The organism is Arthrobacter parietis (genome assembly GCF_039530425.1).
In the GTDB taxonomy this organism is placed as follows: domain Bacteria; phylum Actinomycetota; class Actinomycetes; order Actinomycetales; family Micrococcaceae; genus Arthrobacter_D; species Arthrobacter_D parietis.
In genome coordinates, this window is sequence record NZ_BAAAON010000001.1 from 877,237 (window position 1) to 903,975 (window position 26,739).

At 62.6% G+C, this 26,739-nt stretch carries 30 protein-coding genes and 1 tRNA gene; 12 read left to right on the forward strand and 19 right to left on the reverse strand.

What is annotated here, in order from left to right:
* Positions 1-379: 379 nt before the first annotated feature.
* Entirely contained in the window at positions 380-1,069 is a 690-nt protein-coding gene (locus ABFX19_RS04070; protein WP_346027580.1) for a hypothetical protein, read from the reverse strand.
* Positions 1,070-1,086: 17 nt separating this feature from the next.
* Positions 1,087-1,227, reverse strand: coding sequence for a hypothetical protein (locus tag ABFX19_RS04075; protein ID WP_346027581.1), 141 nt, complete (start codon positions 1,225-1,227; stop codon positions 1,087-1,089).
* A 158-nt stretch (positions 1,228-1,385) separates the two neighbouring features.
* Between ABFX19_RS04075 and ABFX19_RS04080 the strand changes: the two genes are divergently transcribed.
* Positions 1,386-2,042: an HNH endonuclease family protein gene (locus ABFX19_RS04080; RefSeq protein ID WP_346027582.1), complete on the forward strand. Its 657-nt coding sequence runs from the start codon at positions 1,386-1,388 to the stop codon at positions 2,040-2,042.
* A gap of 19 nt (positions 2,043-2,061) precedes the next feature.
* Here the strand turns inward: ABFX19_RS04080 and ABFX19_RS04085 are convergent, their stop codons facing one another.
* From ABFX19_RS04085 to ABFX19_RS04095, 3 genes are read right to left on the reverse strand one after another with little or no spacing between them, the layout of a single operon-like run.
* A complete protein-coding gene (locus ABFX19_RS04085; protein WP_346027583.1) occupies positions 2,062-2,589 on the reverse strand; it encodes a P-loop nucleotide/nucleoside kinase family protein in 528 nt (175 codons plus the stop codon).
* Between the two features lie 37 nt (positions 2,590-2,626).
* Positions 2,627-3,061, reverse strand: coding sequence for a helicase associated domain-containing protein (locus ABFX19_RS04090; RefSeq protein ID WP_346027584.1), 435 nt, complete (start codon positions 3,059-3,061; stop codon positions 2,627-2,629).
* Complete coding sequence (locus ABFX19_RS04095; RefSeq protein WP_346027585.1) at positions 3,051-3,284, reverse strand: helix-turn-helix transcriptional regulator; 234 nt, start codon at positions 3,282-3,284, stop codon at positions 3,051-3,053. The genes ABFX19_RS04090 and ABFX19_RS04095 overlap by 11 nt, the downstream gene beginning before the upstream one ends.
* 562 nt (positions 3,285-3,846) lie before the next feature.
* On the opposite strand from ABFX19_RS04095, the gene ABFX19_RS04100 reads away from it, so the two are divergent.
* The 5 genes from ABFX19_RS04100 to ABFX19_RS04120 all read left to right on the forward strand — a co-directional run bounded on the left by ABFX19_RS04100 (position 3,847) and on the right by ABFX19_RS04120 (position 7,754).
* Entirely contained in the window at positions 3,847-4,251 is a 405-nt protein-coding gene (locus tag ABFX19_RS04100) for a hypothetical protein (RefSeq protein ID WP_346027586.1), read from the forward strand.
* Between the two features lie 225 nt (positions 4,252-4,476).
* The gene (locus ABFX19_RS04105) at positions 4,477-5,328 is read left to right on the forward strand and encodes a hypothetical protein (protein ID WP_346027587.1); all 852 of its coding nucleotides are present in this window, start codon (positions 4,477-4,479) and stop codon (positions 5,326-5,328) included.
* A 30-nt stretch (positions 5,329-5,358) separates the two neighbouring features.
* Positions 5,359-6,006: an endonuclease/exonuclease/phosphatase family protein gene (locus ABFX19_RS04110; RefSeq protein ID WP_346027588.1), complete on the forward strand. Its 648-nt coding sequence runs from the start codon at positions 5,359-5,361 to the stop codon at positions 6,004-6,006.
* A 128-nt stretch (positions 6,007-6,134) separates the two neighbouring features.
* Entirely contained in the window at positions 6,135-6,431 is a 297-nt protein-coding gene (locus ABFX19_RS04115; protein WP_346027589.1) for a DUF4190 domain-containing protein, read from the forward strand.
* A 930-nt stretch (positions 6,432-7,361) separates the two neighbouring features.
* Positions 7,362-7,754: a hypothetical protein gene (locus ABFX19_RS04120; protein ID WP_346027590.1), complete on the forward strand. Its 393-nt coding sequence runs from the start codon at positions 7,362-7,364 to the stop codon at positions 7,752-7,754.
* Positions 7,755-7,926: 172 nt separating this feature from the next.
* On the opposite strand, the gene ABFX19_RS04125 is transcribed toward ABFX19_RS04120, so the two are convergent.
* From ABFX19_RS04125 to ABFX19_RS04155, 7 genes are all read right to left on the reverse strand, one after another.
* The gene (locus ABFX19_RS04125) at positions 7,927-8,592 is read right to left on the reverse strand and encodes a DUF6308 family protein (protein WP_346027591.1); all 666 of its coding nucleotides are present in this window, start codon (positions 8,590-8,592) and stop codon (positions 7,927-7,929) included.
* A 19-nt stretch (positions 8,593-8,611) separates the two neighbouring features.
* Complete coding sequence (gene ccmI, locus ABFX19_RS04130) at positions 8,612-8,854, reverse strand: c-type cytochrome biogenesis protein CcmI (RefSeq protein WP_346027592.1); 243 nt, start codon at positions 8,852-8,854, stop codon at positions 8,612-8,614.
* Positions 8,855-9,095: 241 nt separating this feature from the next.
* Positions 9,096-9,530 (reverse strand): hypothetical protein, encoded by a 435-nt coding sequence (locus tag ABFX19_RS04135; protein WP_346027593.1) that lies wholly within the window; start codon positions 9,528-9,530, stop codon positions 9,096-9,098.
* 54 nt (positions 9,531-9,584) lie between these two features.
* The gene (locus ABFX19_RS04140) at positions 9,585-9,791 is read right to left on the reverse strand and encodes a hypothetical protein (RefSeq protein WP_346027594.1); all 207 of its coding nucleotides are present in this window, start codon (positions 9,789-9,791) and stop codon (positions 9,585-9,587) included.
* Positions 9,792-9,986: 195 nt separating this feature from the next.
* The gene (locus ABFX19_RS04145) at positions 9,987-10,316 is read right to left on the reverse strand and encodes a hypothetical protein (protein WP_346027595.1); all 330 of its coding nucleotides are present in this window, start codon (positions 10,314-10,316) and stop codon (positions 9,987-9,989) included.
* Positions 10,317-10,595: 279 nt separating this feature from the next.
* Positions 10,596-11,009, reverse strand: a complete 414-nt coding sequence (locus ABFX19_RS04150) for a hypothetical protein (RefSeq protein ID WP_346027596.1) — start codon at positions 11,007-11,009, stop codon at positions 10,596-10,598.
* A 648-nt stretch (positions 11,010-11,657) separates the two neighbouring features.
* Positions 11,658-11,730, reverse strand: a tRNA-Ala gene (locus tag ABFX19_RS04155).
* Positions 11,731-11,799: 69 nt separating this feature from the next.
* Between ABFX19_RS04155 and ABFX19_RS04160 the strand changes: the two genes are divergently transcribed.
* The 3 genes from ABFX19_RS04160 to ABFX19_RS04170 are packed head-to-tail and all read left to right on the forward strand — an operon-like array spanning position 11,800 to position 14,946.
* Positions 11,800-13,266 carry a DHA2 family efflux MFS transporter permease subunit gene (locus ABFX19_RS04160; protein ID WP_277358917.1) on the forward strand — a complete coding sequence of 489 codons (1,467 nt, stop codon included), beginning with the start codon at positions 11,800-11,802 and terminating at the stop codon, positions 13,264-13,266.
* 32 nt (positions 13,267-13,298) lie between these two features.
* Complete coding sequence (locus ABFX19_RS04165) at positions 13,299-14,777, forward strand: S10 family peptidase (RefSeq protein WP_346027597.1); 1,479 nt, start codon at positions 13,299-13,301, stop codon at positions 14,775-14,777.
* A 46-nt stretch (positions 14,778-14,823) separates the two neighbouring features.
* Positions 14,824-14,946 (forward strand): hypothetical protein, encoded by a 123-nt coding sequence (locus ABFX19_RS04170; RefSeq protein WP_346027598.1) that lies wholly within the window; start codon positions 14,824-14,826, stop codon positions 14,944-14,946.
* A gap of 19 nt (positions 14,947-14,965) precedes the next feature.
* On the opposite strand, the gene ABFX19_RS04175 is transcribed toward ABFX19_RS04170, so the two are convergent.
* On the reverse strand, positions 14,966-15,466 hold the full coding sequence (locus ABFX19_RS04175) for a DUF456 domain-containing protein (RefSeq protein ID WP_346027599.1): 501 nt from the start codon (positions 15,464-15,466) through the stop codon (positions 14,966-14,968).
* Between the two features lie 105 nt (positions 15,467-15,571).
* On the opposite strand from ABFX19_RS04175, the gene ABFX19_RS04180 reads away from it, so the two are divergent.
* Positions 15,572-16,471, forward strand: a complete 900-nt coding sequence (locus tag ABFX19_RS04180; RefSeq protein ID WP_277358913.1) for a hypothetical protein — start codon at positions 15,572-15,574, stop codon at positions 16,469-16,471.
* Positions 16,472-16,549: 78 nt separating this feature from the next.
* Here the strand turns inward: ABFX19_RS04180 and ABFX19_RS04185 are convergent, their stop codons facing one another.
* The 6 genes from ABFX19_RS04185 to ABFX19_RS04210 form a co-directional block, all read right to left on the reverse strand.
* The gene (locus ABFX19_RS04185; RefSeq protein ID WP_346027600.1) at positions 16,550-17,032 is read right to left on the reverse strand and encodes a hypothetical protein; all 483 of its coding nucleotides are present in this window, start codon (positions 17,030-17,032) and stop codon (positions 16,550-16,552) included.
* Positions 17,029-19,494 (reverse strand): molybdopterin oxidoreductase family protein, encoded by a 2,466-nt coding sequence (locus ABFX19_RS04190; protein ID WP_346027601.1) that lies wholly within the window; start codon positions 19,492-19,494, stop codon positions 17,029-17,031. Before ABFX19_RS04190 ends, ABFX19_RS04185 begins: the two co-directional genes overlap by 4 nt.
* On the reverse strand, positions 19,469-20,593 hold the full coding sequence (locus ABFX19_RS04195; RefSeq protein WP_346027602.1) for a glycosyltransferase family 2 protein: 1,125 nt from the start codon (positions 20,591-20,593) through the stop codon (positions 19,469-19,471). Before ABFX19_RS04195 ends, ABFX19_RS04190 begins: the two co-directional genes overlap by 26 nt.
* Positions 20,590-21,618 (reverse strand): iron-containing redox enzyme family protein, encoded by a 1,029-nt coding sequence (locus ABFX19_RS04200; RefSeq protein ID WP_346027603.1) that lies wholly within the window; start codon positions 21,616-21,618, stop codon positions 20,590-20,592. Before ABFX19_RS04200 ends, ABFX19_RS04195 begins: the two co-directional genes overlap by 4 nt.
* A gap of 143 nt (positions 21,619-21,761) precedes the next feature.
* Complete coding sequence (locus ABFX19_RS04205) at positions 21,762-22,643, reverse strand: manganese catalase (RefSeq protein WP_346027604.1); 882 nt, start codon at positions 22,641-22,643, stop codon at positions 21,762-21,764.
* Between the two features lie 362 nt (positions 22,644-23,005).
* On the reverse strand, positions 23,006-23,899 hold the full coding sequence (locus tag ABFX19_RS04210; RefSeq protein ID WP_277358907.1) for an SDR family oxidoreductase: 894 nt from the start codon (positions 23,897-23,899) through the stop codon (positions 23,006-23,008).
* Positions 23,900-24,050: 151 nt separating this feature from the next.
* On the opposite strand from ABFX19_RS04210, the gene ABFX19_RS04215 reads away from it, so the two are divergent.
* Both ABFX19_RS04215 and ABFX19_RS04220 read left to right on the forward strand, forming a co-directional pair.
* Positions 24,051-25,007, forward strand: coding sequence for a TIGR03885 family FMN-dependent LLM class oxidoreductase (locus ABFX19_RS04215; RefSeq protein WP_277358906.1), 957 nt, complete (start codon positions 24,051-24,053; stop codon positions 25,005-25,007).
* On the forward strand, positions 25,007-26,680 hold the full coding sequence (locus ABFX19_RS04220; RefSeq protein WP_346027605.1) for an alpha-amylase family protein: 1,674 nt from the start codon (positions 25,007-25,009) through the stop codon (positions 26,678-26,680). The genes ABFX19_RS04215 and ABFX19_RS04220 overlap by 1 nt, the downstream gene beginning before the upstream one ends.
* The last annotated feature ends 59 nt before the right edge of the window (positions 26,681-26,739 follow it).

Genomic DNA, 26,739 nt, shown 5'->3' on the forward strand with positions numbered 1-26,739 from the left:
ACGCTGATTATGCCCCGGGCTAGCTTGAGGCGGAGTTACCGCCAAGACATTATCGATGTGGCCCTGCCTCACAGGCATCCGCGCACGGGCGACTGCTTCAGCTGGCCGGCCCAGCGCTCCGGCGCGTCGGGAGCGTCTCCCTCGTCCGAGATCGCAACTCGTGAGAGTACACGTCTTTTGAGACGTGTCCCATCGGGAGTCTCGTTGGGCAGCACATTGTTCCGCGAAGTTAGCCGTCGAGGATGGCCGCGCCTATAGGTGGCTGCACCGTGCTTGTTGACTGGTGATGTCGGCTATGTAACCTCCACGGGTACCGCACCGGGATGGGTGGAGGCGTTGAGGCTCACGGGCGTGAGCCTCACGGCGGCAGCCCCCCTCATCACCCGCCGACTGGCACAGTTCTTCCGTCTGGACTGTCCATAACATATGTGACCGCGGAGGGATCCGGCCATCCGGTTAGATCCCCGTCAACGTAGCCGGTGTGATCCGGGTCGGCCGCGTCCACGGTCAATATCTCCAGCTCGCCGTCGTAGATGTGCAGCAGGAGCTGCAGCCGGGTGCCGTCGGGCCCGGTAAACTGGGCGCGAACCGGGAACACCTGATTGTGGGGCACGGCTCGTGGCAGATCCTCCGGCACGCGGAAGTGGGCGGTGGAGTCGAACTCGTTCCCCCAGTGCACCTCTTGCGCGGCGTCCAGCTGCGCGAGGAGCTCGCGCGCCCCAGGGATGCGCCGTGCACCCAGGATGCCTTCGACAATGCTTCGAAGCCCCGGGGCCAGGTCCCTCTCTTGTCCCGGCGGATGGCCGGGCACAATCTCGTACCTTTCCTTCCGTGCCGCCGAAGCACGGTCGCTCAGGTAACCAGCGAAGGTAGCGACTGCTGCCACCGTTGCCATCCAGTGGCGCGGATGCCTGGCCCCTGCTTCGCGCAGCTTCGCTTCCAGGCGCAGATCGATTCTGTCGCCGGCGTCCGCGAAACGCAGGGTGATACCAATGGCCGCGATCCCGGCCACCACCTTCAGCGGCACCAGTCCCGTCTTGCTGCCGGCGACCGTGGCGGCGACGTACATCCCGGTCAGGCCAGCCGTTACGGCGTGTACCGCACGACGCGCTCCGTCGCGTCCAGCTTCGACGGGTCAATGAGGGACAGGCACCCCGCGGCTGCCGTTGAGATGCTGCCGAAAACCGGTGACGCGTTCATCGGCTGGCGCTGCTGGTCAATGGCCACGAGAAATCCTCCCTGCTGAGCTATCCGCGGGAAGCTGGCCGCTTCGGCCAAGAGCGAAGGTTTGCGAAGCTTATCCGCACTTCCAAGGGAAGTGTAGGTGCCGGGTGCCATGATCAGTTTCAGCGCCCAGTGAGGGCGCTCCGACTTGGGGGAACACCATGAGATTGAAATCTGCGCTGGTCACTGCGCTCACCGCCGGCCTGCTTTTCGCCGGCCTCACCGTGCCGGCACAGGCTGCGACCACGTACACGACGGATCTGCGCAGCGCGGTCCGCGCCTTGCCCGTGGCAGCGGAGAACAATGTCGGGTATGACCGCAACCGGTACTTCGGGCAGTGGATCGACCAGAACCGGGACTGCCAGAACACCCGCCACGAAGTTCTCATCCAGGAGAGCAGGGTCACCCCGAAGTTCACGTCGACCAAGCTGTGCTCGGTCGCGACCGGCAAGTGGATCACCACCTTCGACAACAAGACCCACACCTCGGCTACCACCGTCCAGATCGACCACATGGTGCCGGTCCATGAGGCATGGGGTTCCGGGGCCCGCAATTGGACGCAGGCCCGTCGGGTGGCCTTCTACAACGACCTCGGCTACGCCGGATCATTGAACGCCCAGACCAGCGCCTTGAACTCCTCGAAGCAGGCCTCCGGACCGGAGCAGTGGATGCCGCCGGCCAACCAGTGCTCCTACATCGCCCAGTGGACCGTCGTAAAGGCCCGCTGGGGCATGACGGTCGACAAGTCGGAGAAGGCCGCGCTGATCAAGTGGGCCGACAAGTGCGCCGCCGTGAAGCTGACCATCACGAAAGTCTGATCCGGCTGCCGTAGCGGCATCAGGGCCAGACCAGCGATGGCCACCGGTCTGCCGCCCAGTCCCACCAATCTGTCCACCCGGCCGGCGGCGGTGGGACTGGTGCGCCTGCCAGTTCGGCGTCATCCGGTTCCTGGAATTGGGCGCGCCAGCGGTCGACGTCGTCCTCGGACATGGGGAAGGTGCTTTGCGGGGTTGTGCGCGCGCGCTGCGCAATCCGGTCGATTTGCTCATCCCGCTCGATGGGCAGGTAAATGACTTCCGGTGTGGCGCCCAGGGAGTGCGCTATATGCCGCAGGGCGGACCGTTCGTCCCGGCCCCAGAATCCGAAGTCGAGGACCACATTGGTCTTTCGAACGAGGGCCTGCAGTCCGACTGAGATCAACCGCCCCTCAAGCACGTCGTGCTTCCCGTCGTCGGATTCACCGAAGAGCGGGATCATCCACTCATCCGGAGTGAGACGAAGAGCATGCCTCTCGTCCGCAAGTGCCCGCGCCCTCGTCGTCTTCCCTGCCGCGGGGAGACCAACGAGAAGCAGCAGGGTCGACATCACGCCAGCCTAATACGCAGAGCACGGAGGCTAGACATTAGCTCCGCCACTCCCCCAGCACATCCAGTAATTCCACCTGCCGCGGATCCAGTTTCCCGGCCTCGAGTTTGAGCCGTTGCGTATAGAGCCACCGCTGCAGGCCGCGTTCGATGGATCCGCCGAGTTGTTTCGGGAGGCGGCCCTGGTCGGCGACGAAACGGAACACTGCCGTGTAGCGCCGGTCCCAGGCGGTCTCCCGCCCGCGCGTGAGCGGCCGGTACCGTGGGTGGTCGTGCAGGAAAAGGCGACGCCCAAAAATGGACGGATCGAGGGTCTCACGGTGCCTCAGACTGTACCGGACGGTTTCGGGGTGCACCCGGCAAAGCCTGGCAATCCGGGCTCCGCTGAGGCCGTGCAGGTAGAAGAGCAGCCATTCGTCCTCGGACCTGGCCGGCGGCCACTGGTCTTCAGGACTAGCTTCCTCAGCCGTCATCGTCCTTGGGATCCGCCGGCAGCTTCTCCAGGTTCCTGGCCGCCTGCTCGTACATCCGCTCGATGTACTCCTCAAGTTTTGAGCGCTCCACCCTCCACTGCCCGCGGCCGCCCACCTGGATGGCAGGCAGGTCCCCGGAGCGCACCAAAGCGTACGCCTGGGAATTGGAGATGCTCAGCTCAGTACAAACATCGTCAAGCTTGAGAAAACGGGATTCAGGCATACCAAAAGGCTAACCGAACCGCAGTTTCATCTCGGCGGAAGCTCCGAGGTGTCTATGACCGTTGCCTTGCAGAAGACGCATTGGAAGGTTGGATTGTCCGACCTCTCAACCTCGAGGTGTGGCCCCGGTGATTCGCACATGGGGCAGGAATTCATTGTGAAGAGCCTGCCCTGGTTGTCCGTCAGAATCGCCATGCGGTCATGCTACCCGGGCGGATCCCCGCCTCAGTCCTGCCACCAGCGGTCAACAGGCGGGAGGAACTCCGGTTCCTCTTCACGGTCTTTGTCGATGGCGTCGGCGAGGCATTCCTTCTGATCGGTGGTGAGCTGTGTACAGGTGTACCGGCCGATGTATAGCGCCAGTGATGCGAGGGTTTACCGCTGCAGGTCGGCCAGCTATTGAGCTGAGCCCCTTCGGGTGTGAATCCGTAGATGGAGGATGACGTCGTTGACGGCGTTGATGGCTCCTCTTCGACACGCCAGCGCATATCCGCGCCGCGTGGAGGTGGCTAATCAAGAACGACCGACTCCACGGGTTCTCCTACCGGCCGAACAGTGAGGGCGTGGATGGGGACCGGGCTTTCCTGAAGCAGTACCTGTCCGAGTACCGGATCACCAAGGTGTACATGCCACTGGAATCGGCAACAATCATGCGGATCATCGAGGGGTTCTTCGGAGTTGACCTCGACCGCACTATTTACGACGTCATCAACCCGGACAGGGACCCCGCAACGCCTACTCCCTCGTTCGGATCCTTCCCTGCCCCCAGCCCCATAAGGGGTAGCGTGGGGTCCATGGCGAAGCCGGGCGAGGCAGGTGCGAACGCTACAGCGCAACGGATCGTGAGCGCACTCAGCAGCAGCACTGTTGCCGCGCTGCTGGGCGTAGACGAAAATCTCCTCCTCCTTTGGACCAACGGTCAGGCAGCACCTGACGAAGCCGCTCTCCGCCGGTTTGCGCGACCTTGACACCCTGCTCGAGCACCTACTGGCTGTATTCACGCCAGCCCAAGCCCGGCTCTGGCTGGAAGGAAACAACAGCCACCTTGGTACGCGGCCGATTGATGTGTATCGGCTCGAAGGGGCTGCCCCGGTCGTTGAAGCTATCCACGCGCATGAGCAGGGCGCAAACGCCTGATAAACGGAGCACGGAACTGTAGGCTCACCACAACGTCATCGAACTGGGGGAATCATATGCCGGTACATCTTGCTGAACTCGCGCTGAGCGTTGCCCGCTGCCCTGAGGTACCACTGGCTGCCGCGGACCCAGCGCACCCGTGCCACAGGGTCGTGCACTCCCAGGACCAATACGAGGGCCCGTTCCAGGTGCCTGAGGCGTGGGCCGGCAAGCTTGAGACCGCAAAGGTGGTGTTCCTGTCATCGAATCCTGCTATCAGCGCCGGTGTGCCGGAAGCACCCGCCCAGTTCAAGCGCCTAGCCGAGATTTACCCGACCGCTGACTGGGAGGACGAGCGCGTTGCTGACTTCATGCTGAACCGCTTCGATGGCAAGGAGACGGAGTGGGTGAACGAGAAGCTGCAGCACCTGAAAGTGGACGGAGAATCCCGCGGGCGCGTAGAGGGATACTGGTCCTGGGTGAAGCAGCAGACCGAGGCGCTGGTCGGCGACGGCAGGCCCTGGTACGAGAACGTGGCCATGACCGAGATTGTCCACTGCAAGTCCGGCAGCGAGGACGGCGTCAAGCAAGCAGCCGACCGCTGCAGTTCCATGCACATGGACCGGATCCTCTCCGCGACACCGGCGAACCTGATCATCGTCGTGGGCATACAGGCCCGCGACCGGCTCCTCCGGGCATACCCGGAGGTCACCCGACAGTTCCCGCGCTTCGGCCAGGACGACAAAACCACGGGTCGTGTTGACCCGGCCCAAAGCATCATCGAGATGGACCTCGGCGGCAAGCCGCGGACCGTCTGCTACCTCTGGCACAACAGCGCCCACCACCCAAAGGTGAAGGACCTGGCCACCATGTACCCGGAGGACTTCCCCCGGCTGCAGACCGCAGCCCTCGGCTCCCCTGCTGCCTAACCGATGCGGATAGTCTCGTGGAACTGCGCAATGGGTTTCGCCAAGAAGCGGCAGCCGGTCGAAGCTCTGCAACCTGATGTCGCAATCCTTCCCGAGGTGTCCATGAAAGCCATCACGGAGTCAGATGTGCCGTTCAAAACGTGGGTGGGTTCGAACCCGAACAAGGGCCTGGGCGTCCTGGGCTACGGCGACAGAACCTACGTGGAGCATGAAGCCGGCCGACTGCTGCCGTGGCATATCCCGTTCAGCGTGGACGGCATGAACATCGTCGCGCTGTGGGCACACGTCCATACCCGGCAGCTGCGCTACGTCAGGGTCACCCATGAGATCGTCGACCGCCACCAGGAATTTTTGCGGCACCCGCGGTCCCTGCTGACCGGCGACTTCAACAGCAGCGCCCTCTGGGACAAGCTGCATCCCAGCCGGAACCATTCGATGCTGGTCGACAAGCTCGAGCACCTCGGATTGGATAGCGTCTACCACCGGCAGGAATCCCTCGCCCAGGGCGGTGAGGAGCATCCGACGTTCTTCGCCGGCCGCAACCCGGAGAAGCCGCACCACATCGACTACGCGTTCCTCAGCAGTGGAATCCCCGCCAAGCTCACCATTGGCCGGTACGAGGACTGGCTCCCCCACAGCGACCACATGCCGCTTATCCTCGACATCGCGCAAGACTGACCGTCGGCGCACAGCGGGCCCACCCACACTAGCCATGTCCGAGCGTTCCACCGGCAGCCCCGGGGCTTTGGTACATTACGTGGACTCCCCGCGATTCCGCGGCCACTCACCACTATGGGGGACCCGTCATGACCAGCAACTACCAGCAGAGCCAGCCTTACCAGCAGAACCAGGCCCACCCGGGTAATGCGACCCAGCCAAACAGGACGAACGGCCTGGCCATCGCATCGCTGATCACGTCGTTCTTCATCAGCATTGTTGGCATCATCCTGGGTCACATAGCGCTGAGCCAAATCAAGCAGACGGGCGAAACCGGCCGCGGCCTGGCAATCGCCGGACTGGTCATCGGCTACGCGAGCCTGGCAATCGGGCTCATCGCCGCCATCCTCGTCTTTGGACTCGCCGCAGGTTCGGTCAGCCCCTAGCACCCATTCCACTGCCCGGTCAGGAGGCGTTGGACCTGTCGTCAGGATCCACCCATTTCGTGGCGATCTGATGCCCTGGATTCTGGTGCATATTTCGAACAAATGGGCTGGTTCCCTATGCAAGGAGTGACCGGCCGGAGGCAGCGGGAACGGGCCCGGCCCGGCGGGAGTTCTCGCCAGATCGTGGCGGCTGGTCCCAGCCCAAGCATCCGTGCCCGGGCCTGCTGTTTCCTTGGAGCCTGGGCGGTGTGTGGCGGCGGGGCCACGACTGGGGAAATTCGGGCTGAACAACATCGGTTCGCTTACCCGCTACACAGGCCCATCTAATCCGGCCTTCTATATGATCAACCTTCGAATCCCGATGAATTGATAATTCCACTCACACGCAAGGCCTCCTGAATCTCCGCAGGAGGCCTTGCTATGTAATCTGAAGCCATGAATGGGGATCAGGAAGCACAACTATTGATCGCAATCGCTGGCGCAGGAGCTTCCGGTGTGCTGGCTTTGGTTGGCGGCTGAGTCGGTGCTTTTCTGTCGCGCACCACCGAGCACCGGCAGTGGTTAAGGGATCAGAAGCGGGCGCAGTATTTCGGATACTACTCGGAGCTAACAGCGGTCACGAGTGAATTGCCGAAGCTGTTGCTATCTAAAGAGCAGGCAATTACCGCTGGGGTGGACATCACAACTGCCCTTCGACGATTGCGGCGAAACGGGGCCGAACTTTTCATGCCTACGGAGTTGCGCAAGGCCGTTTCGGAGGTGCTAGACCTAATCAACGGCTACATGGATTTCGTTCTGCACCAACCTTCAGAGGAGAAAGACGTTACCAAGATCTACGCGGCTACCGAGCGACTCCTAATAGCCATGCGCAAAGATCTTCGCGTGAAATAGGGCTCCGCAGGAGGCCTTGGTCATGTGTAGCGTGAGGGTATGTCTCAAGAGCTTCTAATTGCCCTTATCGCCGCCATATCGGCGCTGGGCGGTAGCCTTCTAGGCTCCTACCTCACCCGGACTACAGAGCACAAGCAGTGGCTGCGGAACGAGAGACTCAAGGCGTACATCCGATTCCTAGAGGTAATGCAGCCATTCGGAGCCGATACGCTCAGGAGCAGACGTTCCAGACAAATTCACATGCAGACACATCACGAGTATGTGAAGCTGAGCCTCATCGGCACTCCGCCTGTTCGAAAAGCTGCTAAAACAACGCTGACGTTTATGAACGGCATCAGCCACAAGAGACGCCTAAGCAGGGACGATTACCGAGCCTTAGCGCGACACCTTGGCGAACTGAATCGGGCAATCCGCGAAGACCTGAACCCCTAGCTGGGTGGTAGGTAAATATCTTTGCCCAGCACGTCATCACGCTGCTGGACACCGCCGCCTACGCGCCCGAGAAACTGGCCGATGACAAGGTGGGAAATTTCAAGCAGGAGATCCTCCACATGGAACAGGAGCTCGAGAAGGAAGCACGCCTCAACGAGGGCGGGCAGGACTACTAGCTTGCCGGGGCCGGGCGCTCGTCATTGGCGTAGCGCCAGAGGGCGACGTCCATAATCCTGAGCCGGGAGATGTGCGGGACATCCGCCTTCGCGCCGATCCGGTCAAGCCGAGCACCCAACCCCGGATCGTCCTGGAAGGTTCGGAACCACTTCTCCCATTGCAGGGCCGAGTTTTGGAGACCCATCTGGGGTCCTACCTCGGAGTCGTAGATCGGGATGAGCGCCGGCCGCTTCCGGGCCATGAGCTTGCTCGCCGTCGTCGGACCGATGCCCCACGAGTCGCCGTGTGAGCGCAGGACGTCCCAGAGTTTCTGGGCGGCGCTGTCTGGTCCTAGGTGCCGATCGAAGCCTGAACGATTCAGGTCCGTGAAGTCCAGGCCACCCGGCAGTGCGGCCAGGAGCCCGCGGATCTCGTTCGCCTTATCCTGCAGGCCGGCTGCGGCCTCGGCCGGCACGAAAACGGAAAGCATGGATACCGCTACGAAGTCATCACCGGTCAACTCATTGGCGGTCGAGCCGTCCCCGCCGCCGACCCACGTATCGAAGTAGGCACCGGTGTAATACTTCCGACCCGATTTCCCCGGGTCATGAAAGTAGCTGCCGACCTTCTTGACGGCGTCATCGAAGCCAGCGTCGGTCAGGATCGGATGGAGCTCAGCCATTGGCCGTCCCTGGCCTCGGCTAGGACCGTAGAATGTCGGCGCGAGCTGCTTCGTACTCGGCATCAGACACCTGGCCGCGGGTCCGCAGGTCGTCGAGTTCGGCCAGACGTTGTTCCTTGCCCGCCAGCTGACGAGGAGCGGCCGCTGCAGGTCTGTCTGAGCGCTTCGATACGGCTTTGACGATCAGGACAACCGCGACGATCACGGCCGCGATCATGACTAAAGCGATGAGAACGAGGATGTGCCATCCCTGAATCTGCATACTTCCCCCATAAGTGTGTAGAGACGGGTGAGCTTTTCACCCTGAATCATCTTCAAAATACATGCCCGCGCGCCGATTCTCTGCAGCTACTGCCTGCGGCGCCTCAGGACGCCCGTAGCCTGGTGATGATCTCGTAGTCGGTGCCGTGTGCTTTCCGGTCCTCATCGGAGGGCCCGCATGGGACGTACTGGCGTGCTGTCCGCCGATGGGGATACCGGGCGGCTGGCGGGCTTGGAATTGGTCACGCTGGCTCGTGTGCGGCGGTGTTCTGCCGGAGCGGCTGGGTGAAGTAGACGGACGCAAGTGCGGCCGCCGGCAGGAGGAGTATCCAGTACAGGGCCGGTAATGGAGCGTTGAAGGGCGAGCCGCCCATGAGCAGGCCGGCGGCCGTCAAGGGGCCCAGCGCACCCCCGAGCGCCGCAGCAGGAACCCGCAGAGTCGGCTTCTTGGCTTCAGCCAGCCGGTGCAGTCCGATGGCCGGCGCCGCCACTGTCGCAGCGTTCAAAGCACCAATCATCGAGGCGAAGCCGGCGTGCACGCCCAACGTGACGATGTCCAGACCATCGGCGAAAGATTCGACGACGTAAAGAGCCGCGGCGATGACCGCACCGACAGCGGCCCCGAAGATGATCATCCTGAAGCATGCGTTGGCCAGCGGCGTTGATTGTTCCCCCATGATGTGAGACTACCCCCACGTCGACTGTGAGATACGGTCACGTATTGGGTCGGCTCAGCCAAGGTCGTCGTATGTTCGCACCTTCTTCAGATCCGCACGCTGCTTGACGTATCCGATGCCGGAGAGGACCGCGGATCCCACCAGCATGACGCCGGCGGCGGCGACAAGGACGATGCCAAGCGTGGGGCTGGCACTGGGATCCGAATAGGTGGCGTCAACGTACTGGTTGACTCCCAGGACCAGGAGGACAACCGCGACCAAAGCCGTTACGGAGCCTGCGATCAGCTGCCTCCTCCCGGCCGACTGATTGTGGCTGCGCCACTGATTGGTGACTCGCTGCGACCTTCTCCGGTCAAAATCCCTATACCACTCCTGAGACATCGCTCCCCCTAGATACTCAGCTCCCCCGCGGCTTCCACGTTACCAACGTGCATCTTGGAACCCCGAGGTCGTGAATCACTCCTCGTTGAGCAGCACCCGGACCGTGTGCAGGACAAGCTCACGCTGACGGGCGTTCAGCCGGTTCGCCGACTCCGGCAGCACGAACGGCTCCAACTCCCCTGTCGGCAGCTCGGCGGCTTCACGCAGCTTCGTCATCGGAATGTCCAGGGCGAGGGAGAATGCCTGCAGGATCTTCTCGCTGGGCTCTTCCGGCACGGCCCGCAGGTACTTGGAAATCGACGTGTTGGACACCTCGACGCCCTTGGAGGCGGCGATGGTGGTAATCCGGCGGGCAGACAACTGCTCAGTGTTCGAATCGTTCAGCAGGTCGGACAGCGCGCTCATGGGCTTGAGCCTAATCGGTTTCCTTTGTCCCCGATGGGCCTTCGGCACAGTCGGTTGCAGGGGAACAATGGGAATCAGGAAACAAGGGAGGGACCCAATGGGCGCTGCAGTTCCCGAGCGGTTCAGCGCGGAGGCGGAGCAGGCTGTCATCAACATGCACCGCAGCACGGCAGGCCTGGATGCAGCCGTGTCAGCCATGAAAGGTACCGGGTAGACCCCAGATGGCCCTTGGCGTCCGGGCAGCACCAAGAAGGAAGCCGAAGGACCCAGCGCCACGGGTTATGTCCCGCGTAACCCCTGCATGAGAGTGCGATGCAGCTCGTTACTGACCATCTCCTCGAATTTTTCGTCAGGTTCAGTGATCTTGCGGACTACGGTGTCCCAGAGAACCTGGAGCTTCTCGTCAACGGCTTCCCCTGCCGGGTCCCGAGTGTTCTGGAGTGCATCGGTCTCGATTTCCTCCAGCGCCTGGCCATGTCCGCCGCCTTCGACGAACTCTTGAATGCTGATAGAAAAGTCTGCTTCCCCATCGTGGTTTAAGGAATAGAGATGCACCGCGTGCGTGTCGTTTAGCTTCGCGTAGTACAGCCGAGCTGGATCATTATCTTCCGGTTGAAGCCAATCAAGGGTGCCAGACTCGGTCGATACGATTAGCTGGTCGACAAATTCCAGCCACTGCTTAAACGAGAACATGCAATCTCCTTCCTTTCATCTTCCTGCAAGGGGACCGCCCCATTCCAACTTCTCACGAGCCTACCCGCAGTTCCTTTTGCCTCCTGGAACGATAGCGAAAGGCGCAGCGACTCAACAAGATCGCAACATTTGGGGCCATTGGCGATGGATAAGACCACCCCTACCGCTCTCCGTCAATTAGAATTTTGGTGTCGGCAGGGAAAGTGGGCTTATTGCCCTGACGTGGCTCAAGGATCCCGGCCTTTTGGGGGCGAGTGGCTGTGACCTGCCGTGATGTCTGCGCCAAAATCGGCTATGGGTGGCGGACCTGACCTAGGTCCGCACGCGCTCCGGGTAGGTCTACGCCGCTTTCATCATTGATTTCTTCAGTCGGGCATACCGGAGTTGCCCTCATCCGCCGGCAATTGAATAATCGGCCCCTCCCAGTCACCAGTCTACGAAGACTGCGATACCAGTAAAGGCACCCTGACTGAAGGATGCGTATATAGACCGAGTGAGGAGAAACGAGCTACCGTCGAAGCATGCGATCGAAGTCTTTCCGCCCAGCAACAAGGATTAGACGCGACGAGTTTTTGGTCGATTACTGGTATGCGGAGCTGGCTATCAATTCCGCCGAAGCTGGAGAACCGCGCCATCACGCGGAACAAGTGGAGCTTAGGGGAATCGAACCCCTGACCTTTTCATTGCGAACGAAACGCTCTACCAACTGAGCTAAAGCCCCGGAGCAACCAAGATACCTCAGCATGCGGGACAAGAACCAACTGTCAGAGCCCGGCTGTACCCTCGAATCATGCAATCCTCCGCTCCGGAGATCCGGGCCTGGCCGGCGCTATGGTCGCTCGTCATCGGGTTCTTCATGATCCTCGTTGACTCCACCATTGTCTCTGTCGCCACGCCCGCCATCATGGAGGGCCTGCAGGCAGACATAGACAGCGCCATCTGGGTCACGAGCGCCTATCTCCTTGCCTACGCCGTGCCGCTGCTGGTCACGGGACGGTTGGGTGACAGGTTCGGGCCCCGCCGGATCTACCTCGCCGGACTGGCAGTCTTCACTGCTTCGAGCGCCATGTGCGGTTTCGCCGGGACCATCGAACTACTTATCCTCGCCCGCGTTTTCCAGGGGCTGGGCGCGGCCCTCATGACGCCCCAGACAATGTCCGTCATCACCCGCATCTTTCCTCCGGACCGACGGGGCTCAGCCATGGGTCTCTGGGGCTCCGTGGCGGGCATCGCCACTCTTGCCGGCCCCATTCTGGGCGGTGTCCTTGTTGACACGCTCGGCTGGGAATGGATCTTCTTCGTCAACCTGCCTGTCGGCGTCATCGGATTCTTCCTGGCCTACCGCCTGGTTCCAAACCTGACCACCACAAACCACTCCTTCGACCTCCTCGGCGTGGTTCTCAGTGCAGCAGGAATGTTCTGCTTGGTGTTCGGTCTTCAGGAGGGTCAGACCTACAGCTGGGGTCCTATTGCCGGGCCCATTTCAGTGTGGTCCCTCATCATCACCGGTGCCGTGCTTTTCACTGCCTTCCTGGTGTGGCAGCGCTACAACCGCAAAGAACCGCTGGTGCCGCTGAAGCTTTTCCGTGACCGCAACTTTTCGCTCGCCAATACGGCAATCTCAGCCATGGGTTTCACCATCACAACCATGAGCCTGCCGCTCATGCTCTATGCGCAGAACGTTCGCAACCTCTCACCCACGCAGGCTGCGATGCTGCTGGCCCCCATGGCGATCATCTCCGGTGCGCTGGCTCCTTTCATCGGAAAGCTCGTCCAACGCGGAAACCCCAAGTACATGGCCATTTTCGGCTTCACCGGCATGGCAGTTGCATTGTTCTGGCTCGCGTCACTGCTCACACCGACCACCCCTATCTGGCTGCTGTTGCTGCCTCTCGCGCTGATCGGCCTGGCAAGCGCAGGCATCTGGGCTCCGGTCTCGCTGACAGCCACACGCAATCTCGCGCCGTCGCTCGCCGGCGCCGGATCCGGCGTCTACAACACCACGCGGCAGGTGGGAGCCGTGATTGGAAGTGCGGGCATCGCGGCAATCATGCAGGCACGTCTGGCGGCAAACGGTGCCGTGGGCACACCGGCGCGGTCGGCGGAGTATGCGGCAGCCATGGGTGAGTCGCTGCTTCTGCCTGGAACCGTCGTCGTCATCGGTTTGATCGCAGCGCTCTTCTTCGCCCGTCCGGAACAGAATCATCTATGGAGCGCTGACGTCGAACCGACCATGCAAACTTCCAAACGGGGGTAGTTGCCTTCCGTAACCACCGATAGGCTCAAGGGATGACAGAAGAATTCGCAACTGAAAATACCACCGTCGAGAAAACGGAGCCCGACGCCGTCAAGGAAGTCAGCGACGACTTCGTGACACGGCAGCACACCGCTGCCGCGGGCCTCGAATACACCACCACCACCGGCCGGCTAGTTCTGCGGCGTGAAGAAACCAAAGACGGCAAATCGGAGGGGTTCAAGCCGAAGGCCGAGATCTTCGTCGTCGCGTACACCAAGGACAACAGCACTTCTGAGCGGCCGGTCACTTTCGCGTTCAACGGCGGTCCAGGTTCTTCTTCGGTCTGGCTCCATCTCGGACTGCTGGGACCACGCCGTGTGGACTCAGGTGATGTCGGGGCGATGACTCCCCCGCCCTTCGGTCTCGTTGACAACCCCGAGACCCTCCTCGAACACAGCGACCTCGTTCTGATTGACCCGGTGAGCACAGGCTTTTCGCGGGTGATCGAGGGTGAGAAGACCGACGAGTTCCACGCTTTCGTCGAGGACCGCGACCTCGTGGCGGAAGTCATCCGCCTGTGGACTACGCGCAACAATCGATGGCTCTCGCCCAAGTACCTCGTGGGCGAGTCCTACGGAACCCTTCGGGCGGTCGCCGTTGCCGGCCGCCTGTTCGATGCCTATGGCATGGCGGTCAACGGCCTCGGCCTCATTTCCACGGTGCTCAACATGTCAACACTCCGCTTCTTCCCGGGCAGCGACACCCCGTATGCACTCCACCTCCCCACCTACGCGGCGATCGCCCACTATCACGGCCGCCACCCCGGCAGGGAGCTCACCGATGTCGTTCGCGAGGCGGAGGAGTACGCCTCCCGCGATTTCGGCTATGCCCTCAGTCAGGGCGCCCGGCTCACCCAACCCGAGTACGACGACGCCGTCACCCGCCTGAGCGCGCTCACCACCCTCGACGAGGGCTTCATCCGCCGCACAAACCTGCGCTGGGCGTACCACGAATTCGCGGCTGAGCTCCTGCGGGCGGAGGGACTCGCAGTGGGGCGGATCGATGGGCGCTTCACAGCGCCGCCGGCCAACCCGCAGTCCTCCAGCTCCACGGATGATCCGAGCATGCGCGCCATCACAGGGCCGTTTGCGGCGGCGATCAACCACTACGTGCGCGCCGAGCTTGGGTATGAGAATGACCTCCCGTACGAGATCCTTACCGCGCGGGTCCAGCCCTGGAGCTACCGGACCTTCGAAGGCGCACCCGTTGACGTCAGTGACGTGCTTGAGCGGCTCATGGTCCACAATCCGGCGCTGCGGGTACACGTGGATTACGGCTACCAGGACGGCGCCACTCCGCACTTCGCGGCCGAGTACGTCTTCGCCCATATGGCGCTCAATGATGAGGCTCGGGCAAGGATCTCGCACCACTACCACGAGGCCGGTCACATGATGTATCTGAAGCCCGAGTGCAGGCTTGCGCAACTCGAGGCCCTCAGGAATTTCGTCACCGTCGATCCCGCACAGAATTGATCAGTGTGCTTACCATGGAGGTTCATTCCACGAAAGGCGGAACAACATGCTGAAGAAAATCCTCTGGATGCTCGCACCGGTCCTTGCATCGAAACTGCTCGGCAAGCGCCAACAGGGCCAAACCAACGCCAAGAACACGCGCGGGAAGAACCGCGGCTACCGGCGGTAGGCGTTCATTCCGTGGCGGGTCAGCGCATGGCGAAATGTGCCCAGACGGCAAGGATCCATGCGCTGCCCGCCGCGCACGCAAGCAGGAGTTCCACCACGATTCCAAGGCCCAGAGCCTTCAAGGCCTCGCCGCTGGAGGTTACAGCCGCCCTGAAATCGCGCAGCCTTGCGGTTTCGCTGAGCAGCAGGCCAACAACGAATCCGACAATCAATCCCACCACCGGGATGACGAACATCGCCGCGACGCCCAGCACCAGCCCTACAGTGATGGACCGCCCCGGAATCTTCCGCTGACGCAGCTTTCGCCCCGTCAATATGGTTCCCGCCAGGAGTCCGGCCAGAGCGAACACCCCGCCCACGGCGAGCGCAGTCCAGCCGGGACCGCTCGTCACGGTGAAAGCCCACACCAACAGCGCACCGATGATGAGAATGCTGCCGGGGAGGATGGGGATGACCACGCCAGCCACTCCGACGGCGATGGCCAACCCGCAGATCACGGTGACAAGAATTTCCCAATCCATACCCCCAAGCATGCCACCGCGCGGAGCGGCGCCCTTGTATGCACAACGTCGTAATACTAAGGTTGCTTATGAAGTCGCCTTAGGGCCCTGACATCAGGAGGCACCATGAGTACACCAGGAACAGGGAACAACGATCGGGACTACCGCCCCAAACATGCGGATGAGTCCGCCCCTCTGGACGCCGGTGATTCCCGGCGCTCCGACGCGCGCACGCCAGAGGCCGAGACCCGGGCGATGGACGTTGACCGCAATAACGACGGCGTTGACGACCGCTCCCAGCGCGATGACCGCTCGAGCCACACAGCGGCCGTACCCGTGTCACACACCAGTGACCGGAAGGACCACGACCGTCGTGGAAGGGACCTCGATCCCGACGCCAATCGGGATTATGACCGCGACCGCGCCGTCACGCCGGTTCCCGTCGGAGCGGAGCGGGATGCGCTTCACCAGCGCGAGAAAGAGACGTTCGGCGGCATGAAGTTCGGCGCCGCCTTCTTCGGCTGGCTGACAGCCACCGGCATGGCTGTCATTCTCACCGCACTGGTAGCGGCTGCAGGCGCGGCGTTCGGCCTGTCGACCAACACCAGCCTGAATGAGGCAACCAACCAGGCATCACAGAGTGCCCAGACGGTCGGAATCACAAGTGCGATCATCCTGCTTGTCATACTGCTCGTCGCCTACTACTGCGGCGGATACGTTGCAGGGCGCATGGCCCGCTTCAACGGCGCCAAGCAGGGCATTGCCGTGTGGCTGTGGGCCATCATCATTGCCATCCTCGTTGCCATTCTCGGCCTGATTTTCGGATCGCAGTTCGATGTCCTGGCCAACCTGAACAGCTTCCCCCGCCTGCCCCTGAATGAGGGCACGCTCACCACGGCCGGCATCATCGCCGTCGTTGTGGCGCTGCTTGCAGCGTTGGCCGGTGCGGTGCTGGGTGGCCTGGCCGGTATGCGGTATCACCGCAAGATCGACCGCACGGATTACGACGCCATCGACAACCGGTAGCGCAAGGGCAAGTTTTGTGCAGCTCCGGTGGGATCCGACGATGTCGGCCCACCGGAGCTGCACAATTTCTTGGGCGGATTAGCTGATCAGCGCCTGCGTAGAGTTCACCTTCAACATGGCGTTGGCCCAGCGCATCTGCCGCAGCGTCTGGGGATGGCACCGCTTCGTCACGTCGAGGAGATCCGTGTGCTTGATCCCCTGCGCGGCCTGGGCGAGCATCTCCCAGTCCGCTGATACACCGGATGCCTTCATATAGATTTCCCGCAGGTCACGCAGCATCAACAATGCCGGGGCGCTCCGCCGCCCGAGAATATCGCTGCCTGCCTCGCGCACTTTCTCAGCCAGGTTGAACTCCTGCCGCGGTTCGGGATCAAGCTTCTGGCCATAGTTCTTGCCGATCTCGGCGATCTCCCGGACGTGGTCCTGTGACCACCTCGCGAGGTCCCTGCCCAGGTGGTAGATCTCATGATCCACCTTGTTGCGTTCGGAGACCTGCAGCAGTTCAAGTGCCAGGTCATTCTCCGAGCGATGCAGCTCGTGGAGTACCAGACCGATCTTCATCGTTGCCCTCCCGTACCAGCGCCATTCAGCGTCTCCTGGGCCTCGGCGTTATGCGAGCCCTTCGTTTCCCACCCGATCGGGCGGACGGGAGCAGACGCCGTCGTTGTCGGCGCTGCCGAATGCCCTTTGCCGGATTTGAGCTTCCGGATGGTTGCTGCCGCCGTTTTGAAGATCGGCTGTTTCGACGCCGGATCCCAGTCAGTAATTGTCAGCTCATTTGCCGCCCGGCCGGCCTTGTCCGGCTTATGACCCCCGTCCGTGTCCCAGTAGCCGTAGTGGAACGGCAGGAACAGCACGCCGTCGCGGATGCCGCTGATCCTCACCTTCGCCTCAACAGACCCGCGTGGCGTGGACACACGGGTCTGATCTCCCTCTGAGATACCGAACGCCTTGGCATCGTGGTCTGACATCTCCACCCATACCTCGGGAGCGGCGGCCTGGAGCTGCGGAGCTCGCGCCGTCTTGGTCCGGGTATGGAAGTGGTAGAGGGTTCGGCCGGTAATGAGCTGGAATGGGTACTTCTCGCTTGGGATCTCATGCGGCGGCATGTATTCAGCCGCCTTGATGATCGCCTTGCCCTCAGGATTCATGGCTTTGTACTCGTCGGGTTCAAGCGGCGCACCGGTCACGAGGTCACGCCCGTAGCTTTCGCAGTACTCCGGGGAACTCCAGAACTTGCCGTCGGCATAGATGCGTTCGGAACCCTCCGGGTTCTCCTCATTGCAGGGCCACTGAATTCCCGAGCCTCCGCGGAGCTTTTCATAGGTAATGCCGGTGTAGTCGCACGGACGGCCACGCGTGCATTCCTTCCAGGCCTCGAATGCGGATTCCGGGTCATGCCATTTGACCAGCGGCTGGCCGTCCTTGTCGCGGAGGTCCAGCCGGCGCGCGTAGTCGAGAAAGATGTCGAGGTCGGGCTTGGCCTCCCCTGGCGGATCGACGGCCTTCTCAGAGAGGTGCACCGTACGGTCCACATTGGTGAAGGTACCGGTCTTCTCTCCCCACGTGGCCGCAGGAAGGACAACGTCAGCCAGCTGCGCGGTCTCGGACAGGAAGATGTCCTGCACCACCAGGAACAGGCGGTCCTGCGTCAACATTGAACGCACCCGCTGCAGTTCCGGGAGTGACACAGCCGGGTTAGTTCCGCTGACCCAGAGCATGCGGATGGATCCGTCCTCGACGTAGCGCATCATCTGCATTACGTGCGTCGGCGGCGAGTAGTGCGGAATCTGCATGGGTTCCACGTTCCAGACCTTCGCGAGATCCTTCACGTGGGCGTCATTGGACCAGTTGCGGAATGCGGGAAAGTCCCCGTCACCGCCGCACTCGCGGGTGTTCTGAGCGGTTGGCTGGCCGTTCATCTGCAGGATTCCGCAGCCGGGCTTGCCCAGCATTCCACGGATGATGTTGATGTTGTTGACCTGAACGGCTGCGGCCGTGGCCTGGTTGGACTGATAGAAGCCCTGCAACACAGTGGAGAGCAGCCTTTCGGCCTGTCCGATGATCCGTGCAGCTTCCCGGATCTTGTCAGCCGGCACATCACAGATGTGTTCCACAACCTCCGGCGGGTATTCCTTGACCCGCTTCTCGAGTTCGCTGAAGCCGACTGCATGCGCCTCGATGTAGTCGGAATCGATCCAACCGTTCTCGATGATCTCGTGGAGCAGCCCGTTCATGAGGGCCACGTTGGTCCCCGGGCGCGGAGCGAGGTGTACCGTTGCCGCCTTGGCCACCGGGGTCAGGCGGGGATCCACGCAGATGATCTGCGGCGGGTTGGGACCGGCAAGGCGGTCAAGGACCCGCGTCCAGAGCACCGTCTGCGTCTCTGCCATGTTGTGGCCGTAGAGTGCGATCACATCGGCGTGATCAATGTCCGTGTAGGAACCGGGCTGGCCATCACACGCGAACGATTCCTTGAGGGCGGCGGCCGCAGTGGCCGTGCACAGGCGCGTGTTGCCGTCCACGTGGTTGGTGCCGAGCCCGCCATGGGCGACGATGCCGAGGGTGTAGTACTCTTCAGCGAACAGCTGGCCCGTGGTGTAGAAGCCGATTGCGCTGGCTCCCTGCTCGTCGAGCAGGTCCCGGGTTTTCCCCACGATCCTGTCCATCGCGGTGTCCCAGTCCGTCTCGACAAGCTTGCCGCGCTTGCGGATGAGCGGTTTGGTCAGCCGGTCAGGAGACGAGTTGGCCTGCCAGCCATACAGGTCCTTGGGCCCGAGTCGCCCGTGGTTGACACGATCATCAGCCCTCCCGCGAACGCCGGCGATACGGTCATCCTTCACGGCAATGTCGAGTGCATCACCGTTGGAGTGAAGAATGGAGGCAGTCTGCACCCAGCGATCGACGTTCGCCGCGCTCAGGCCTTCCTCCAAGTGCATGTCCACCCGTATGGGCCACTGCTCACCCGACGCATATGGGGTCCGCGTACCCCATGGTTCAGCTATGCGGTCCTTCTTGGTCATGCACTCGCCTCCAGTGTCTCGGTGAAGATTGCTGGGCGTGTTGGTTGCCGGACGGAACCAGCGCGCTTATCGATGGGTCCTCTTTGACGGTAGCGAAGCCCGCCGGGCCCCACAAGGGCACGCTGTGGCCCGGCAGCCTTACTTCCGCGTGTCTAAGCCTCAGAAAGCGCAGTGAGTTCCCGGCCTTCGCCAGTTTCGATCCGGCGTAGGGAATTCCGCCGGTCAGGCGAAGAAACAGGGCCGCCCAGACGGTCAGCATTCGCTCAGCCATCCACGCCGGTGCCCACAGGGCGGCTGTCGCCGAAAAAACCAGCCTGCCGCCCCGCCGTCGTCGTCCTGTCTCCGCCAAACCGATGACGACGGCGGCAACCGCCGGGACGGCAAGCGCACCATAGCGGCGCACCAGCAGGAACAGCGCGGGAAGCAGGAACAGCTCGAGGAGGAGCCGCGGCGGCTGAGCGAAGTCATCGTAGGCCTGCCGGATCCGTTGCCGACGGAAATGACGGACGGGAGGCGGGACTCTCCCTACAAACAGGTCATCCGCGCGAATTTCCTTCCCACCGGCGGCCCGCACCGTGCGCAGGAGCTCGAGGTTTTCGAACAGGACGTCGCCGTCATAGCCGTCAGTGGCTTTCAGGGTGGAGCGCCGGATGCCCAGGGTGCCCGGGAAATCGGAGCCCAGGGCGCGGTTGAGCAGGGTTCGCCCGGTATCCCAGCGGGCATGCCACGGAAGGGCGAGGAAGTAGTTTTGGGGACGGACGGCGTCGGCGTCGTCAAGCAGCTCCAGCATCCGCCGGAACGCAGGCGGATCGTAGCGGACGTCGTCGTCGGCAATGATGATCCGTTCACAGGAGGCCTCTGCCAGTCCGGTCAGCACCCCCGCCACTTTTCCATTGCGGCAGGTGAACCGGGGCCGGAGGTGGCGAACCGCCGGCGACAGGGCCGCTGCATGCCGGTGGAACAGTTCAGCCGGCGATCCGTCCACTACGAGCACCTCAGCCTGCTGCGCAACCTCTCCGAGGTATACAGCGAGCGCGGCCAGGCCGCAGTCCTCAGTCCACCGCAGGGGCAGGATGTAGGTTGCTGCGGGCCGTGTCATACCGGAACGGGCGCGGTGACCCGGAGGGACGATTCACCTTTCTCCCAGCTGGCGATGATGTGCTCGCCCAGCATGCCGTCGAGGGTGAGGGCAGCCGTTGCTCCGAAGTAGACGTCCTCGAGCAGTTCCGGCTCGGCCTCCACCAATCCGCCCGCGAGGTCCCGCCCGGCGATCTGCTCGTGGACGGCGTCGGCCTCGACGTGTTCGTCGAAGTACCAGGTCACGTCCTCGTCGAATCCGAGCCGCCGGAACCCGTTGCCATACAGACGGTTGGGCTGGGACGAGGTCATCTCATACGCTGCGAGATGCCCCACAATGGCGCCGCGCAGCCGCCTGTGCAGCCCAAACAGGGACATCATGTTGGAGGATGCGAGGGTCAGGGCCGGCACAGCGTCAATGTAGCGGCCGTAGGTGTCATCAAGTCCCACGCCGCGCATGGTGCGCGCGAAGAGCGCCGAGTGCATGCGGTCCGGCCGCCCGCCGCCGTACTCATCCGCCTGGATTTCCACCATTGCCGCCTTGGCGCGCCCCTTCAGCCGCGGGATGGCCCAGGTGTGCGGATCGCCTTCCTTGAGCTGGTAGACAGATTTGTGGATCAGGAACTCCTGCGCCTGTTCAAGGGTTGCCTTCTTCGCAACGAACCGGGACACGCTCGGGCCAGTATCACCCGCGGTGAGCTCGAACAGAACGGCTGCCACGCCCTCGCTGTCGCGCGGCTCCAGCGAGGGAAGCTCCACTGCGGCGCGGAGGGCAGCTTCAAAGTCCCGCTCCATCTCCAGGCGGACCGCAAGAAGGCCGGGTTCCCACTCCCAGGCGGAGTGCGCTCCGTCGATGCCGCCGTAGTGCAGCTCATAGAGGCAAAAGAGGGCCAGCTGAAGGTCTTCATCTGCCAGTATTCCGGCAGAACTGCCAAGCCCGGCACGCACTGCTTTCTGGAGGGTCCCGATGGCCTCACCATCCGGTGCCTGCGGGAGCAACTCCACCAATGCCGCGCTGGCGACCCCGCGTGGTTCAGGACTCTTCATGGCAAACCCCTTTCTACCCGGTGGGCCGACGACGTCGTCCCCATCACCACCATAGTACTAAGCCTGCTGTTTATTTTAGGACGTGCGCACGCGGAACAGCCCGCCGCACAAGGCATGACGGGCTGTTCAACCGAAGGTGGAACCTACTCTTTGTTCAGCTTGTCCTGCATGCTCCCGGCCATCTTCTCCATGGTGTTCGGCAGTTCAGTCGTTCCGTAGAACCGAGAATCCGGATGGGTGGGCGGCGGCATCGGCGCCGATGTCGTGGGTCCGTCGTGGTACGTGAATTCGCCCTTGCCGTCCGGCGCAGGACCGGAGGCCCAGGAACCCTCGGCGGCCGCTTTCCCATCGGAGAGGTTCCAGTACTGGTAGGAAACGTCTCGGTGTTCTTTCTTGAGGGGGAAATTACTCGGCACAGGAAGGTTCTCCGAGCCTTCTTCCTGCAACTCACGAGCCGCCGCGATCCACTGGTTCTGGTGCATGGTGTCACGCGCGAGGAGGAAGGAGAGCATGTCCCGGATGCCGTGATCATCGGTCATGTGGTAGAGCCGGGCAACCTGCAGGCGGCCCTGCATCTCGGCATTGGCGTTGGCCGTGAAGTCGGCCAGCAGATTGCCGCTCGCGGTGATGTAGCTGCCGGACCAGGGGTTGCCCATGCTATCCACCGGCCGCGCGCCCGCGCCGGCGACAATCGCCTGTTGCATGTCAGTACCACCGACGACGGCGGCAATCGCAGGATCGGACTGGACGGCGTCGTCGGTGATACCCAGAGGCGCCTTTTCCAGCAGCTGGGCGATCATGGTCGCCAGCATCTCGACGTGGCCGAATTCTTCCGATCCGATCCCGAACAGCAAGTCGCGGTACTTGCCCGGGATGTGGCTGTTCCACGCCTGGAAGCTGTACTGCATTGCGACGGTGATCTCGCCGTATTGCCCGCCGAGAACCTCCTGCAGCTTCCTCGCGTACACGGCGTCTGGCTTGTCGGGTGTGGATTTGAACTGTAGTTCCTGCTTGTGAAAGAACACGGGGATACCTCCGTGATTGTGGCTCCGGATCTGTTCGGCCAACTCATCTGTCCGGGCTGGAGACCGCGGAACCTCGTTTTTCGACGCTAACCCGAGCCCCCGACGGAAGGGAAGTAATAAGCACACTTATTTTCGCTGCGAAGGCGTTCCAAGAATTTCCCAAGGTGCGTTCGCCATAGTGAAGGCGCAGGACAGAGGAGGGCGAGACCACCTTCTCCTCCTGCCGGCACTGGCATTGCCAGAGCCCCCCCGAGCGGGGCCGTCCCGTTTCCCCGACTGAGACGGCCCCGCCCGGGAATCACTCCGGATGCTCTCTTCTCCGATGCTGCAGAGCGGCCCCACAGCGGCGCGCACAAGCCGGGTTACGGCGTCGGGCTCCCACCGTTGACGTTCAGGGTTTCGCCAAGCACGTAACTCGACTCGGGCGACGCAAGGAAGACATACGCGGGCGCGAGCTCGGTGGGCTGGCCGGCACGTCCCAGCGGGGTGGACTTTCCGAACTCGGGCAGAGCATCCTTCGGCTGCCCATCCGAGACCTGCAGCGGTGTCCAGAAAGGACCGGGCGCGACGGCGTTCACGCGGATGCCGCGCGGCGCCAATTGCTGGGCGAGGCCCTTGGTGAAGTTGTTGATTGCAGCTTTGGTGCTGGCGTAGTCGAGGAGGGTGGGCGACGGGTTGTAGGCCTGGATCGACGTGGTGTTGATGATGCTCGACCCGGCCGGCAGGTGCTTCAGCGCTTCCCGAGTGATGCGGAAGAACGAGTAGATGTTCGTCTTGAACGTGTGGTCAAGCTGCTCGTCGTCGATGTCCTCAAGCCGCTCCACCGCGATCTGCTTGCCCGCGTTGTTGACGAGGATGTCGAGGCCGCCCAGGCCCTCCACCGCGCTTGTCACCAGTTCCTTGCAGAACTCGCCGTCCTTGATGTCGCCGGGCAGCTTTACCGCCGTGCGGCCGCACTCTTCAATCAGGCGCACAATCTCGTCGGCGTCCGCCTCTTCCTCCGGGAGGTAGGAGAGTGCGACGTCGGCGCCTTCCCGAGCGAAGGCGATAGCCACGGCGGCGCCGATCCCGGAATCCGCTCCCGTGATCAACGCCTTCCTGCCTTCCAAACGGCCGGTGCCGCGGTACGACTCCTCCCCGCGGTCGCTTTGTGGTTCAAGCTGCTGGTCGAGCCCAGGCTCCGGCTGGTCCTGCTTGGGCGGAGAGATCTCGGGAAACCGGGTCACAGGGTTCTGGAAGGTGTACTGATCGCTCATGCTTTCCTCCTGGTACATATGGAAGTTTGGGCAGCACCCTTGAGGGGCTCTCTGCAGTACAGCTAGGCTCGACACATATTGCTAAGCCTACTGATCACACTAGGACGGACCGGTTCACCCGTTCAAGAGCCGCCAATGGAAAGGTCCGCGCATGCCCCTCATCGGATTTCACGCCTCACACGAACAGATAGCCCCCGCACAGCTCCTCGCCGATGTGCAGTTCGCTGCGCAGGCTGGTTTCGACGCCGCTATGTGCTCCGACCACTTTGAGCCGTGGTCCGCGGTCCAGGGTCACTCAGGTTTTGCCTGGTCATGGCTGGGAGCCGCGCTTGCCACCACCAACCTGCGCTTCGGCGTCGTCACTGCCCCCGGCCAGCGCTACCACCCCGCCATAATCGCGCAGGCAAGCGGCACGCTGGCGAGCATGTTTCCCGGCCGTTTCTGGGCAGCGCTGGGCAGCGGGGAGAATCTGAACGAACACATCACGGGCGATTCCTGGCCCGCCAAAGAGATCCGACAGCAGCGCCTGGAGGAGTGCATAGACATCATCCGCCGAATGCACGACGGCGAGGAGGTTACCCACCGCGGCCTGGTCACCGCAGAACAGGCGCGGCTCTGGGATGCGCCGGAGGTCAAACCACCCTTGATAGCCCCGGCCGTGAGTGTCGAAACCGCGGCGCGGAGCGCCGGTTGGGCTGACGGACTGGTGACCGTGAACCAGCCGCACGAGAAGCTGACGGAAATGATCACTGCTTACCGGAGCAACGGCGGCCAGGGCAAACTCATCCTTCAGGTACACCTCTCCTGGGCACCTACCGAGGATGAAGCTCTCGAGGTGGCGCGCGTCCAATGGGGATCAAACTCCCTGACCCCACCCACTACGTGGGATCTCGCCCGCCCGTCCGACTTCGAGGAGGCAACCCGGGAAGTCACCGAGGAGCAGCTTCGAAGCACCGTACAAATCTCAGCAGATCTCGCGGTCCATGCCCAACGATTGCGGGAGTTCGCAGACCTCGGCTTCGATGAGCTGTACCTGCACTACGTGGGGACGGAGCAGAAGCCGTTTATTGAGGCCTTTGCCGAGCATGTCCTGCCGGAGGTCCGCTGATGCGCGTCACGGACACCTCGGACCTCTGGTGGAAGAACGCCGTCATCTATTGCCTCGACATCGAGACGTTCTGTGATTCCGACGGCGACGGCGTGGGTGACTTCGCCGGGGCTGCCCAGCGGTTGGATTATCTCGCCGAACTCGGCATTACGTGCATCTGGCTGATGCCGTTCTATCCTTCGCCGCAGCGTGATGATGGGTACGACATCGTGGACTTCTACGGCGTAGATGGGCGGCTGGGCTCCCTCGGCGATCTGGTGGAGTTCATCCGTACTGCCAAGGACCGCGGGATGCGCGTCATTGCGGATCTGGTGGTCAATCACACCTCAGACCAGCATCCCTGGTTCACACAGGCCCGATCCTCGAAGGACAACCCCTACCGCGACTTCTATGTCTGGCGATCAGACCCGCCGCCGGATACCTCCAGCGAGGTGGTGTTTCCGGACAAGGAGAACTCCATCTGGAGCAAGGACCGGAAGACGGGTGAGTGGTATCTGCACCGCTTCTATTCGCACCAGCCGGACCTCAATGTTTCGAATCCCATCGTCCGCGACGAGATCGCCAAGGCAATGGGCTTCTGGCTGGAACTCGGCCTTTCGGGATTCCGCGTGGACGCTGTGCCGTTCTTCCTCGAGACGAAGGGCATTGATCATCAGGCCGGGGATCCGCACGACTACCTGCGCAACCTCCGCCGGTTCCTCTCCCGGCGCACCGGTGACGCGGTGCTTCTCGGTGAGGTCAATCTGCCCTATGAGCAGCAGGTTGAGTTCTTCGGGGATGCCGCTGATGAGCTCAACATGCAGTTCGACTTCGTGACCATGCAGCAGATGTACCTGTCCTTGGCCCGGGGCGATGCGCGCGCGCTGGCACGTACTCTCGCGGACCGGCCCTCGATCGATCCCGACAGCCAGTGGGCCACATTTGTCCGGAACCACGACGAGCTGACCCTGGACAAACTGCTGGACTCCGAACGGCAGGAAGTTTTCGACGCCTTCGGACCTGAGAAGAACATGCAGGTGTACGGCCGCGGCCTCAAGCGGCGGCTCCCTCCCATGCTGGGCGGGGATCCGCAGCGTATCCGCATGGTGTATTCGCTGCTGTTCTCCCTACCCGGGACGCCGGTGCTCTTCTACGGCGAGGAGATCGGGATGGGCGAGAACCTGGCAGCCGAGGGCCGGCTGGCAGTACGCACCCCGATGCAATGGACAGATGAGGACAGCGCAGGCTTCTCCTCCGCGCCGCCGGACAAGCTGGTGGCACCTCTCGTGGAAGGCGATTTTGGGCCCGGCCAAGTCAACGTGGTGGCCGCAAGGCGAGATCCGTCTTCCCTGCTCAGCTTCATGGGCATCCTGATCCGCCGCTACCGGGAATGCCCTGAGCTGGGCTGGGGAACCTTTTCGCTGATCGACACCCCCAACCCCGCTGTGCTGGCCCACCGTTGTGATTGGGAGGAGAACTCCCTGTTCATCTTCCACAACTTTGCGGCCGAGCCCGCCGAAGTATCGGTGAAACTGAACGACGGCGATGTGCCGAGCGGTGGCGGCATCCTCACGGACCTGCTCGAGGACACCCGCGCGGAAATCCAGCCGGGCGAGACGCTCACGGTGGAACTTCCCGCCTACGGATACCGGTGGCTGCGGATTCAGGTTCCGGGTGCCGGCCGCCTGTGGTGAGTGCAGCGAAAGTAGCTCTAGAAAATGGTGACGAAGAAGCCGGCTCCGATGGAGGCCAC